10 protein-coding genes are annotated in these 13,390 nt (G+C 61.4%); 1 reads left to right on the top strand and 9 read right to left on the bottom strand.

Annotated elements, in window-relative coordinates; genetic code table 11:
- Positions 1–19: 19 nt before the first annotated feature.
- Positions 20–199, top strand: coding sequence for a hypothetical protein (locus tag NH234_RS03640; RefSeq protein WP_085732676.1), 180 nt, complete (start codon positions 20–22; stop codon positions 197–199).
- Between the two features lie 69 nt (positions 200–268).
- Here NH234_RS03640 and NH234_RS03635 read toward each other — a convergent pair whose 3' ends face one another.
- The 9 genes from NH234_RS03635 to rpsF form a co-directional block, all read right to left on the bottom strand.
- Positions 269–1,162, bottom strand: coding sequence for a transglutaminase family protein (locus NH234_RS03635; protein WP_085732675.1), 894 nt, complete (start codon positions 1,160–1,162; stop codon positions 269–271).
- On the bottom strand, positions 1,162–3,648 hold the full coding sequence (locus tag NH234_RS03630; RefSeq protein WP_367255645.1) for a circularly permuted type 2 ATP-grasp protein: 2,487 nt from the start codon (positions 3,646–3,648) through the stop codon (positions 1,162–1,164). The genes NH234_RS03635 and NH234_RS03630 overlap by 1 nt, the downstream gene beginning before the upstream one ends.
- A gap of 88 nt (positions 3,649–3,736) precedes the next feature.
- Entirely contained in the window at positions 3,737–7,012 is a 3,276-nt protein-coding gene (locus tag NH234_RS03625) for a DUF2126 domain-containing protein (protein WP_367255644.1), read from the bottom strand.
- Positions 7,013–7,222: 210 nt separating this feature from the next.
- Complete coding sequence (locus NH234_RS03620; RefSeq protein ID WP_367255643.1) at positions 7,223–9,535, bottom strand: YgiQ family radical SAM protein; 2,313 nt, start codon at positions 9,533–9,535, stop codon at positions 7,223–7,225.
- 112 nt (positions 9,536–9,647) lie between these two features.
- Positions 9,648–11,045: a replicative DNA helicase gene (dnaB, locus tag NH234_RS03615; protein WP_085732671.1), complete on the bottom strand. Its 1,398-nt coding sequence runs from the start codon at positions 11,043–11,045 to the stop codon at positions 9,648–9,650.
- Between the two features lie 118 nt (positions 11,046–11,163).
- On the bottom strand, positions 11,164–11,610 hold the full coding sequence (rplI, locus tag NH234_RS03610) for a 50S ribosomal protein L9 (protein ID WP_003186385.1): 447 nt from the start codon (positions 11,608–11,610) through the stop codon (positions 11,164–11,166).
- Positions 11,611–11,629: 19 nt separating this feature from the next.
- Complete coding sequence (locus NH234_RS03605) at positions 11,630–12,520, bottom strand: hypothetical protein (protein WP_367255642.1); 891 nt, start codon at positions 12,518–12,520, stop codon at positions 11,630–11,632.
- Between the two features lie 37 nt (positions 12,521–12,557).
- A complete protein-coding gene (rpsR, locus tag NH234_RS03600) occupies positions 12,558–12,788 on the bottom strand; it encodes a 30S ribosomal protein S18 (RefSeq protein ID WP_002551829.1) in 231 nt (76 codons plus the stop codon).
- A 28-nt stretch (positions 12,789–12,816) separates the two neighbouring features.
- Entirely contained in the window at positions 12,817–13,245 is a 429-nt protein-coding gene (gene rpsF / locus NH234_RS03595; protein WP_007950702.1) for a 30S ribosomal protein S6, read from the bottom strand.
- Between the last annotated feature and the right edge of the window lie 145 nt (positions 13,246–13,390).

The raw sequence follows: 13,390 nt of genomic DNA, 5'->3' as shown, positions 1-13,390 counted from the left end.
CGACCCAAGAGGATCGCCCATGGCCAAACCCAATTACTCCTTCGCCAAGCGTCAACGTGACCTGGCCAAGGAACAGAAGAAAGAGGAAAAGCTTCAGCGCAAGAAACAGATGGCTGAAGAAGCGGCACTGAACCCTGACGGTGAAGTGGCGACCGATGATGATGTTGATGCACCGAAAGACCCGGCGCCCGACGCCTGAGTAACACCGCAGGACCAATGAACGCAAAACCGGCAGGAACGGGTTACTCCGCTCCTGCCGTGTTCTTCATTACTCATTCAGTGGCATCACCGTGACCCGGACCTCGGGATCATGGCTCCCCCCTCCCAGAATCACCCCGCGCAACGGCGACACATCGGAGAAATCCCGGCCCCAGGCCAGGGTGATGTGCTCCAGAGCCGGTTGCACATTGTTGGTCGGATCGAAATCCACCCAGCCGAGCACCGGGCAAAACACCGAAACCCACGCATGGGATGCATCAGCACCGATCAATCGCGGTTGTCCCGGTGGCGGCCGTGTCAGCAGATAACCGCTGATGTAGCGCGCCGCCAATCCTCGGGAACGCACGCAGGCCAGCATCAGGTGGGCGAAGTCCTGACAGACCCCGCGCCGCCGCTCCAGCACCTCGACCAGCGGCGTCGCGACCTGCGTGGCCTCGGCATCGAAGGTGAATTCGTCGAAGATCTTTTCCATCAACGCCTGCACGCCCAGAAGCAACGGTCGCCCGGGTGGAAAACAGCTTTCGGAGAACTCGACGAAGCTGCGCTTCAAGTGAACGTAGGGTGACTGAAACCGGTAACGACAGGCCTCCAGCAATTCGGCGGGCAACGGCTGACTGCTGTAGGTCAGCGCATTACGGGTCAGCTCCCAGGCCGGCGACAGATTGAAATCCAGCGCCGGTCGCGCCAGCACCTCGACCGTCAGCCGTGCGTTGACCTGCAATTCATCGTGAGGCCGTTCGAACGCCAGGCGCGTCAGCGGATTGCCGAACACATCCTGCTCGTCACGACGCGTGGTCGGATCCGGGCTGATCAGCAATTGCTGTTCGGTGCAGCGCTGCCAGGTGCATTCGCGAGGCCACAGGTGCGCGAGCTGCTGCGCCAGCGAGACCGGGCTGTCGTAGTGATAGCAGGTGTCGTGAAGGATCTGGTAGTGGGCATTCATCAGACGGATACCGTGCGCTGGCTGACATCATCGACATGGGCGAAATGGCGCAGGGCCAGACGATCGGAGACCTGGCCGCTGGCGTCGGCAATGTCCTGCAGCAGATCCGCCAGACCGTCGAGGGCGGCACGCACGCTGGATTCTCCGAACAATGGATTTTCCAGACACCCCAGATCGAAGCCCGCCAGACGCCCGACCAGTTCTGGCAACCCGGCCTCTCTCGGCACACCAAAATCATCGTTCAGCCGCTTGAGGGAGCGCGTCACCAGTTTCAACTGGAACAACACTGCATGGGGGTTCTGCTCGTCCAGCAGCAACAGGTCGAGCACCGGAATCAACTGCGCCACCGCCAGATAACGCGAGCGATAGGTGATGCTGCTGTTGCCCAGTTCCAGCAACCACTCAAGCCCCGCTTGATCGAATGCGCCGACGCCACGCAGGAAACCGGCGAGACTGCTGCTGAGGAAATGCAGGCGTTCGATCCGCCGGCCGATCATCAGGAAGCGCCAGCCTTCATCGCGGGTCATGTCGTCGAGGGCAAACCCGGACAGCGCCGCCAGCGACATCACCAGCCGGTTGAGAAAATCCAGCAGCTCGCCGAAATCCGGCTCGTCGGTGTCCAGTTCCGTCGCTTCGCGCTGCAATTCCACTAGCGCCTGCCAGTTCTCCCGCGAGAGCTTGCCGCGCACCTGCGACGCCGCCCACTGCAAGCGTTGCAGGTTGGAGCGCAGACTGAACGACCAGTCCTCGCCAAGCAAAGCCGCGAGCAAGCGCTCCGGTAGCTCGCCTTCGTCCGGCAGCAGCATCAGCCGCTCGCCGAGCGCCACGGCAGCCTGCAGGGCCTGCGGGTCATCACCATCGACGTAGCGCGCCAGCATGATCCGCAACAGCCGCGCGCTGTCGTCGCAGCGTTCGCAGTAACGGCCGAACCAGAACAGGTTTTCCACCACCCGCGACGGCAGGTACGGATCACGGCGTACCAGATCGTGCACGCCGATATTGCGCTGGGTCTTCCATTGCTCACCGCTTGGCGGCCGGTTGCCCAGCACCCAGGTGTCCTTGCTCGCGCCACCGCGCTGCATCGACACCACTTCGGCATCGGCCTCGGCCGCCACCCGGGTCAGGCCGCCTGGCAACACCCGATAACCGTCATGACTGGCCACCGCATACATGCGCATGCCGATGGCTCGCGGTTGCAACTGGCCGCCCTCGGGCTGCCAGATCGGCGCATGGGACAGTTGCGCAAGTTCTTGCGCGACATAGGCATAAGGCCGGGCCTGCATGCGCTCGGCGAGACTCTGGCGCTGTTTTTCGCTCAGATCACGCCCGAAAACGGGCGCAAAACTCTGGGACGGAAAGGCCGGTTTGATCAGCAGCTCTGGCAATTTCTCCAACGCCTGGGCCAGCACCGGCACCTCTCCACACCACCAGGTAGCGATGGAAGGCAGGATCAGCTCCTCACCGAACAGGTATTGATTGATCTTCGGCAAAAAGCCCAGCAGCCCCGGCGACTCCAGCACGCCGCTGCCCAGCGCATTGGCCACCAGCACCCGGCCCTGACGCACGGCCTCAAGCAACCCGGGAACGCCCAGCGCCGAATCCGTACGCAGTTCCAGCGGATCGCAGAAGTCATCGTCGAGCCGGCGCATGATCGCGTGCACCCGGCGCAGACCGCTGAGGGTTTTCAGGTAGACCGTGGCATCACGCACCGTCAGATCACCGCCCTCCACCAGCGGATAGCCGAGCTGGCGCGCCAGATAAAGATGTTCGAAATAGCTCTCATTGAAACGCCCCGGGGTCAGCAATACCACCAGCGGCGCGTCATCGTCGCAGGGTGCCTGACGGGCCAGGGTTTCCTGCAAGGTGCGGAAGAAACCAGCCAGGTGCTGCACCTTCAGATCCCGATACAACTCGGGGAAGGCGCGGGACACGATGGTGCGGTTTTCCAGCGCATAACCGGCCCCCGATGGCGCCTGGGTACGATCCGCAGTCACCCACCAGCGGCCGTCCGGCGTTCGCGCCAGATCGACGGCATACAGATGCAGAAAGGCCCCGTCCGGGGGCGCAATGCCCTGACAGGGCCAGAGGAAGTTGTTGTGGCCGAACACCAGCTCCGCCGGCAGCAAGCCTTCGCGAATCAACTGTTGCGGGCCATACAGGTCCGCCAGCACCGCATTGAGCAGCCGCGCGCGCTGGGCGATCCCGGCCGACAGATGTTGCCACTCATCGTCAGCGATCACATGGGGCAGCAGATCCAGCTCCCACGGACGATCCGCGCCTTTGGGGTCGGCGTAGACGTTGTAGGTGACACCGTTTTCCTGAATCTGCCGTGTCAGCAATGCCTGACGCTGCACCAGTTGCGCCGGGGTGCTGCGCTGCAATTGGTCGAACAGCCGCTGCCAGTGCGGACGCACCGCGCCGCTGTCGTCAAGCAGTTCGTGATAGGTGCCCGCCGTAAGCGGGTAGCGGTCAAGCAGGTCAGGCATGGAAAGCTCGGCAGCCGGCAAGGTTCGGTCAGACTAACGCAGGCACATGACGCCCGGATATACGAAAAATCCGGGGGTCGTGTACGAATCAAAAGCGTCGTAAATCGAGTGTCATCGGGAACTCGTCTGAGATAGTCAGATTCGGTATAGGAAGTTTCCCCGGCGTGTGTCCGATGCGGAAGAAACGCGCCATGCGTCGGCTCTCCGCTTCGTTGGCATTGACCGGCAACGTCTCGTAATTGCGCCCGCCCGGATGGGCGACGTGGTACTGGCAGCCGCCCAGCGAGCGCTGCATCCAGGTGTCGAGCAGGTCGAACACTAGCGGCGCGTGCACCGGGATCGTCGGTTGCAGGCAGTTGGCCGGTTGCCAGGCACGGAAACGCACACCGGCGACAAACTCGCCGACCCGCCCGGTCGGTTGCAGCGGTACCGGAATGCCATTGCAGGTCAGCAGATAACGCTGCGGCGGCAGCCCCGTGAGCTTGACCTGCAGACGCTCCAGCGATGAATCGACGTAACGCACCGTGCCACCCGCCGCGCCCTCCTCGCCCAGCACATGCCAGGGTTCAAGGGCCTGGCGCAATTCCAGCTCGATGCCGTTGACCGCATAATCGCCCACTTTGGGAAAGCGAAACTCCAGATGCGCCGCAAACCATTCGGCGCGTAGTGGATAACCGGCATTGTTGAGTTCGACGATGACGTCGGCAAAGTCCTGTTCGATGAAATGAGGCAACAGGAAACGGTCATGCAACTCGGTGCCCCAGCGCGCCAGTTTCGGCGGTACATAGGGCTCGCGCCAGAACCGCGCCACCAGTGCCCGCAGCAACAGCTGCTGAGCCAGGCTCATGCGTGCATGGGGCGGCATTTCGAATGCACGCAACTCCAGCAGACCGAGACGCCCGGTAGCGCCATCCGGTGAATACAGCTTGTCGATGCAGAACTCGGCGCGGTGGGTGTTGCCGGTGACGTCGATCAGCAGATTGCGCAGCAAGCGGTCCACCAGCCATGGCGGGCATTCTTCTCCCGGTGCCGGCATCTGCGCGAAAGCGATTTCCAGCTCATACAGCGCATCGTTGCGCGCTTCATCAACTCGCGGCGCCTGAGAAGTCGGGCCGATAAACAGACCGGAAAACAGGTAGGACAGCGAAGGATGGTTATGCCAGTAGCTGATCAGGCTGCGCAGCAGATCCGGGCGGCGCAGGAACGGGGAGTCCGTCGGCGTCGCCCCGCCGAGCACGAAATGGTTGCCGCCACCGGTGCCGGTGTGCCGGCCGTCGATCATGAATTTCTCGGTGGACAGCCGGGTCTGGCGCGCCTCCTCGTACAGGAACTCCGTGCGCTCGACCAACTCATCCCAGGTCGCGGACGGCTGGACGTTGACCTCGATCACACCGGGATCCGGCGTAATGCGGAAGTTGCTCAGACGCGGATCGCTCGGCGGCTCGTAGCCTTCCAGCAGCACCGGACAGTGCAATTCCTCGGAAGTGGCTTCGATGGCGGCCACCAGTTCCAGATAGTCCTCGACTCGCTCCAGCGGCGGCATGAACAGATACAACCGTCCTTCGCGGGCCTCGGCGCAGAATGCAGTGCGGGTGAGCCAGTCGGCGGACTCGTCGATCTTCGGCACCCGTTCGTCCGCCGCAGCCGGCGCGTCGTGTCGATTGAGTTGATTGGTGCCGGGCAGTTCGGGGAAGTCCTGATTTGGGTCGCTCGGATGAATGAACGGATACTCCGCCGCTTTCACCCAGGGCTGCGAGCCCAGCGGCAGGCGATAGCCGAGCGGTGAATCCCCCGGCACCAATCGGCAATGCTCGTCACGCAAATACCAGCGCCCGCTCTGCCATTGATCGCCCTTGGCGGTGCGCGCCAGTGGCAGCACCTGACCGATGACCTTGTCCAGCCCCTGACTGAACACCTTGCGCAGGCGCGCACGTTCCAGCGGCTCCTCAAGACGCGAGTCTGCGGCGCTGACGTTGCTCGGCAACGCCCCCTCGCGCCAGAGGTAGTAGAAATTGTCTTCGTAGGCCGGGAACACAAAGCGTGTCGGCAGTTTCAGCCGTTCGGCGACACTCGCCAGAAAACGCCCGGCCAGTTCGGCCGTGGCGCCGTAATCCTGCTGCTCGTCGGCAATCAGCGCACTGTTGTGCCAGATTGGCACACCGTCGCGACGCCAGTAGCAATTCAGCGACCAGCGCGGCAGTTGCTCGCCCGGATACCACTTGCCCTGGCCGAAATGCACCAGTCCCTTGGGCGCGTAGTGCTTGCGCATGCGCTGGAACAGTTCGGCGGAGAGTCGGCGCTTGTCCGGGCCCAGCGCGGCGGTGTTCCATTCGGCGCCGTCGGGGTCATCGATGGACACAAAAGTCGGTTCGCCGCCCATGGTCAGGCGCACATCGCCTTCCAGCAGGTCGGCATCGATCTGCCGGCCCAGCGTCTGGATCGCCAGCCATTGCTCATCGGTGTAAGGCTTGGTGACCCGAGGCGCTTCCCAGATCCGCTCAACCGACATTTCGTGGCTGAACTCACATTCGCAAGGCTCCACCAGACCACTGATCGGCGCCGCCGAGGACGGATCGGGACTGCAGGCCAACGGGATATGCCCTTCCCCGGCGAACAGCCCCGATGTCGCATCGAGACCGATCCAGCCGGCACCGGGCAGATAAACCTCGCACCACGCGTGCAGATCGGTGAAGTCCACTTCGGTGCCGGACGGACCATCGAGGCTTTTCACGTCCGCCGTGAGCTGAATCAGGTAACCGGAGACGAAACGCGCCGCCAGTCCAAGGTTGCGCAGCAGTTGCACCAGCAGCCACGCCGAATCGCGGCAGGAGCCGGAGGCGTGATCGAGGGTGTGCTCCGGGGTCTGCACGCCCGGCTCCATGCGAATCAGGTAATTGATGTCCTCACTCAGGCGTTGGTTAAGCGCCACGAGGAAGTCCACTGTCGGCAGCGGCGCGCGGTCGATGGCGTCCAGATAGGCTTTGAATTTCGGCGTCAGCGGCAGGGTTTCGAGGTACGGCGCCAGCTCCTTGCGTTCATCGGCGGCGTAGGCGAAGGGGATTTTCTCGGCGTAGGGCTCGAGGAAAAAGTCGAACGGGTTGAACACCGCCATCTCGGCCAGCAGATCGACCTCGATCCGCAGCTCCGCGGTTTTCTCGGGGAACACCAGTCGTGCAAGGTAGTTACCCTGAGGATCCTGCTGCCAGTTGATAAAGTGCTGCTCGGGCGAGACTTTCAGTGAATAAGACAGAATCCGCGTGCGGCTGTGGGCAGCCGGACGCAGACGGACGATCTGCGGGCCGAGTTCGACAGCGCGGTCGTAGCGGTAATGCGTGACGTGATGCAATGCGACATGAATCGACACGGCGTGCCTCCTGCGAGCCCAAGCGTATTCAAAAGCGCGCAAGACTTATGCCATGAAGAGGCTTGGGCGCTTTCCCGGAATGCTCAGGGCAGTACAGCACCAAAATCGGGCGACGCGGTGAAATGCTTTGGCACAGTTGCACGCAAATGTTGCGAGGCACAACGCAAAACGCCAACCCGAAGGTTGGCGTTCTGTTCACTCAAGTGCGTTTCAGCGCGGTACGACCGGCTTGCGAGCCGGCTTCGGACCTTTGCCTTTCGCGGCCTCTTTGCGCTCCTTGGCGGCCTGCTGATTGCGGGCGAATGCCGCGGCCTTGGCCTGTTCACGCTTGTCCCAAGGATTGCCGCCGTCGCTGGCGCGGGGTGGCAGACCGTTGTGCTGGGTGAGAATCTTGGTGGTCTTCTCTTTCACGTCCTTCGCCACTTTATGGCTGCCGGCCGGCGTCGAGTTCTTGCGACGGGCACTCTGGTAGCTGTCGGTGGCCGGCTGGTGCAGCGGAATCAACTGGTGCTTGCCAGGCCCGATCAGGTCGGCGCGGCCCATGCGGATCAGCGCTTCACGCAGCATCGGCCAGCCTTTCGGATCGTGATAACGCAGGAACGCCTTGTGCAGACGACGCTGCTCCTCGCTCTTGACGATGGTCACGCCGTCGCTCTTGTAAGTGACCTTGCGCAGCGGGTTCTTGCCCGAGTGGTACATCGCGGTGGCGGTGGCCATCGGCGACGGATAGAACGCCTGCACCTGGTCGGCCCGGAAGCCGTTGCTCTTGAGCCACAGGGCCAGGTTCATCATGTCTTCGTCGGTGGTGCCCGGGTGCGCGGCGATGAAGTACGGAATCAGGTACTGCTCTTTCCCTGCTTCCTTGGTGTACTTCTCGAACATGCGCTTGAAGCGATCGTAGGTGCCGATCCCCGGTTTCATCATCTGGTTGAGCGGACCTTCCTCGGTATGCTCAGGGGCGATCTTCAGGTAACCGCCGACATGGTGGGTCACCAGCTCCTTGACGTACTCCGGCGACTCGACCGCGAGGTCGTAACGCAGGCCGGAGGCGATCAGGATCTTCTTCACACCCGGCAACGCACGGGCGCTGCGATACAGCTGAATCAGCGACGAGTGGTCAGTGTTCAGGTTCGGGCAGATGCCCGGGAACACGCAGGACGGCTTGCGGCACGCGGATTCGATTTCCGGGCTCTTGCAGGCAATGCGGTACATGTTCGCGGTCGGGCCGCCGAGGTCGGAAATAACGCCGGTGAAACCCGGCACCTTGTCGCGGATCTCTTCGATTTCGCGAATGATCGACTCTTCGGAACGGTTCTGGATGATCCGGCCTTCGTGCTCGGTGATCGAGCAGAAGGTGCAGCCGCCGAAGCAGCCACGCATGATGTTCACCGAGAAGCGGATCATGTCGTAGGCCGGGATCTTTTCCTTGCCGTACGCAGGATGCGGAACACGTGCGTAAGGCATGCCGAACACGTAGTCCATTTCTTCAGTGGTCATCGGAATCGGCGGCGGGTTGAACCAGACGTCGATCTCGCCATGCTTCTGCACCAGCGCACGGGCATTGCCCGGGTTGGTTTCCAGGTGCAGCACGCGGTTGGCGTGGGCGTACAGGACCGGGTCGTTACGCACCTTTTCCATCGACGGCAGGCGGATCACGGTCTTGTCGCGGGTCATTTTCGGGCTGGCCAGAATCTGTACGACCTTGGCTTCCTGCGGATCTTCAACCGGACCTTTCTCTTGCTCGATTGCGCAAGCCTGAGTGTCCTGGGTGTTGACGTACGGGTTGATGATCTTGTCGATCTTGCCCGGACGGTCGATGCGCGTGGAATCGACTTCGTACCAGCCCGCCGGCGTGTCGCGACGGATGAACGCAGTGCCGCGCACATCGGTGATGTCTTCGATCTTGTGACCGTAGGACAGACGCTGGGCGACTTCGACAATCGCCCGCTCGGCGTTGCCGTACAGCAGGATGTCGGCGCTGGCATCGATCAGGATCGAGTTGCGCACGCGATCCTGCCAGTAGTCGTAGTGGGCGATGCGGCGCAGGGAGGCTTCGATGCCGCCGAGCACGATCGGCACATGCTTGTAGGCTTCCTTGCAGCGCTGGCTGTAGACCAGGCTCGCGCGATCCGGACGCTTGCCGGCCATGCCACCCGGGGTGTAGGCGTCGTCGGAACGGATTTTCTTGTCCGCCGTGTAGCGGTTGATCATCGAGTCCATGTTGCCGGCCGCGACGCCGAAGAACAGGTTCGGCTCGCCGAGCTTCATGAAGTCGTCTTTGGACTGCCAGTTCGGCTGCGCAATGATTCCGACGCGGAAGCCCTGGGACTCCAGCAGCCGGCCGATGATCGCCATGCCGAACGACGGGTGATCGACGTAGGCATCACCCGTAACGATGATGATGTCGCAGGAATCCCAGCCGAGCTGATCCATCTCCTCCCTGCTCATGGGCAGGAACGGCGCTGGCCCGAAACATTCGGCCCAGTATTTTGGATAGTCAAATAACGGCTTGGCTGCTTGCATGTCGATGACCGGTGTTGAGGTGCAAAATCGCGGGCGCGGAATATAGCACAAAAAATGACCAATTCCGACGGCTATGGTCGGAAATATCAGGGGCTGTCAGACGAGGACGGACTTACTCGTCGTCGTCGAAGTTATAGCTGCCCGGCGCGAGGTTTTCGAAGCGCGTGTACTTGCCGATGAAGGCCAGGCGGATAAAGCCGATCGGGCCGTTCCGCTGTTTGCCGATGATGATTTCGGCGATGCCTTTGTGCTCGGTTTCCGGGTGATACACCTCGTCCCGGTACACGAACATGATGACGTCGGCGTCCTGCTCGATCGCTCCGGATTCCCGCAAGTCGGAGTTCACCGGACGCTTGTTGGGACGTTGTTCCAGGGAACGGTTGAGCTGCGACAGGGCAACCACCGGGCAGTTGAATTCCTTGGCCAGGGCTTTCAGGGATCGGGAGATCTCGGAAATCTCGTTGGTCCGGTTATCACCGCTGGAGCCGGGGATCTGCATCAGCTGCAGGTAGTCGATCATGATCAGGGCGATGTCGCCGTGCTCGCGCACCAGACGCCGGGTCCGGGCACGCATCTCCGACGGGCTGATGCCGGCGGTGTCGTCGATGAACAGCTTGCGATCGTTGAGCAGATTGACCGCCGAGGTCAGGCGCGGCCAGTCGTCGTCTTCCAGTTGGCCGGAACGCACCTTGGTCTGGTCGATGCGGCCGAGGGACGACAGCATACGCATGATCAGCGATTCGCCTGGCATCTCGAGGGAGTACACCAGCACTACCTTGTCGCTGCGCAACACGGCGTTTTCCACCAGGTTCATCGCGAAAGTCGTCTTACCCATCGACGGACGGCCGGCGACGATGATCAAGTCGGCCGGTTGCAGGCCGCTGGTCTTCTCGTCGAGGTCGGTGTAGCCGGTGGACAGGCCGGTGATCGAGTCGGCGGTGTTGAACAATGTGTCGATGCGGTCGATGGCTTTGGTCAACAGGTCATTCACACCCACCGGGCCGCCGGTTTTTGGCCGAGCCTCGGCAATCGCGAAAATCTGCCGTTCGGCTTCGTCGAGGATTTCCTCGGCGGTGCGACCCTCAGGGTTGAAAGCGCTATCGGCAATTTCGGTGCTGATGCCGATCAACTGACGCAACGTCGCACGCTGGCGAACGATCTGCGCATAGGCCTTGATGTTGGCGACGGACGGCGTGTTTTTCGCCAGTTCGCCGAGGTAACCCAGGCCGCCGACTTGCGAGGTCTGACCTTCCTTGTCCAGTTGCTCGGCAAGGGTCACGACGTCGATCGGCGAGTTCTGATCGGCCAGTTTGGCGATCGCACGGAAAATCAGACGGTGGTCATGCCGGTAGAAATCGCCGTCGGAGACTTGATCGAGCACGCGCTCCCAGGCGTTGTTGTCCAGCATCAGACCACCGAGCACGGCCTGTTCGGCCTCGATGGAGTGCGGCGGCACCTTCAGGGCAGCGGTTTGCAGATCGTATTGCTCGGGAGCGGAGATTTCGTTCATGGCCACTGTTTATTCAGGAAAAGCAGGATTGCAGAAAGACAAAGGGCACGACCTGTAAACAGGATCGTGCCCGATGTTAACCGTCTGACGGGCAAGCCGCCAGCCGATCAGGTATTGCTTAAGCTGCTACCACGACAACGCGTACGGTGGCTTCAACTTCGGCGTGCAGGTGCACAGCCACGTCGAATTCACCCACGTTGCGGATGGTGCCGTTCGGCAGACGAACTTCGCTTTTCGCCACTTCAACGCCGGAGGCGGTCAGTGCGTCAGCGATGTCGTGAGTACCGATCGAACCGAACAGCTTGCCTTCGTCGCCAGCGGTGGCAGTGATGGTCACTTCCAGCTCGGCCAGTTGGGCAGCACGGCTTTCAGCCGATGCTTTACGGTCGGCAGCGGCTTTTTCCAGCTCAGCACGACGCTCTTCGAACGCAGCCAGGTTGGCAGCGGTCGCAGCGGTGGCTTTGCCGAAAGGCAGCAGGTAGTTACGGCCGTAACCGGCCTTAACGTTTACTTTGTCGCCCAGGTTGCCCAGGTTGGCGATTTTTTCCAGAAGGATCAGTTGCATGTGGAAATCCTCTTAACTTTTAACCTTCACCGTTCGCGTTATCGGTGTCTTTCGACACGTGACGACCGCGAAAATCAATCAGGCTGTCGACAATGGCCAAGACCACAAGCAACGGACCGAGCAAGTGCATGAAAGGCACGAGCGTCACGTATATCCCCACCAGCCAGAAACCGGCCAACCGCTTCTGCGCCACCAGCCCGTGAACCAAGGCCAGACCTGCGAAGAACAACGGCACGCTGCACAACGGCAACAGGACCAAGGCATGCAGACCGAAGAACGGTGCCACACACATGACGGCCAGAAGCGACAGCGCAACGCTTTTCGGCAGTCGGATGGTGCGAAACTCGCGACCGAAACCGCCGGGGTTATACAACAACGCCTGCCAGTAGCGCCCAAGAATCAGGCACAGCACGCTAAAAACCTGCAACGACACCGCTGTCGAAATGATCGACAGTGGGACCGCCAATGCAGTGAGAATTGCCTTCTGGTCTGCCGAGAACTTCTCGTAGACCTCACCCATCGCCAGCGGCAAGACTTGTTCAAACGTCTGCGCCAGAGTCTCGGTGAAGGAACTGAATACAGTCCCCAGGCTCACGGCAATCAACAATCCCACGGCCACGCTGACCAGCAGCGCGCGATTCCAGGTGTGGCCGGCGCGTAAAACCAGCGCCAGACTGCAGGTCCCAAGCAGCACAATCAGTGCCGTCGGGTCTTTCAAGTAGTGCCAGCTCACTAACGCTGACAACACTCCCACACCCAGGACGCTCAAGGCGTCCGAACCGCGCCGCAGGAGCACAAGGCAACCTGCGGCGGCACTCAACCAGAACAACAGCGGCAGTGCCGCAGATCCGGCCACGACCAGCGTGGCCTGCATACGCCCCCGCATGATGAATTCAGCTAAGGCACGCATGCATTCGATCCCTTACTTACTTGTCGACTACCCGGTCTCAGCGGCCGTGGCTGTCGGTGTAGGCCAGCAGGGCCAGGAAGCGGGCGCGCTTGATAGCGGTGGCCAGCTGACGCTGATAACGAGCTTTGGTACCGGTGATGCGGCTTGGAACGATTTTGCCGGTCTCGGATACGTAGGCTTTCAGAGTGTTGAGATCTTTGTAGTCGATCTCCTTCACGTCTTCAGCGGTGAAGCGGCAGAATTTACGACGACGGAAGAAACGTGCCATTTGATAGGCTCCTTAAAAGGTCCGTGGATTACTCGTCAGCGTTATCGCTGTTGTCGCTGTCGCTATCGCTGTCATCGCCATCGGCGCTGCCATCGTGCTCAGGACGTTCGCGACGCTCACGGCGCTCACTGCGGTTTTCTTCAGCCTTGAGCATCTCGGACTGGCCGGTAACGGCTTCGTCGCGACGGATGACCAGGTTACGGATCACTGCATCGTTGTAGCGGAAGTTGTCTTCCAGCTCGGCCAGAGCCTTGCCAGTGCACTCAACGTTCAGCATCACGTAGTGAGCCTTGTGAACATTGTTGATTGCGTAGGCCAGTTGACGACGGCCCCAGTCTTCCAGACGGTGGATTTTGCCGCCGTCTTCTTCGATCAGCTTGGTGTAACGCTCAACCATGCCGCCGACTTGCTCGCTCTGGTCAGGGTGGACCAGAAAGATGATTTCGTAATGACGCATGAATGCTCCTTACGGGTTGTAGCCTGCCGCTCAAAAACGGTCAGACAAGGAGTGAATGACACTTATGGACTTGCCGGCGTGGGGCACATGCGTGCCTGCCGTCACAGCAAGGGGCGCAATTGTAGAGAAGGGATAGAAGAGGTGC

This window comes from Pseudomonas sp. stari2, from assembly GCF_040760005.1.
Lineage (GTDB): Bacteria > Pseudomonadota > Gammaproteobacteria > Pseudomonadales > Pseudomonadaceae > Aquipseudomonas.
This window is presented reverse-complemented; position numbering and strand designations above follow the sequence as displayed.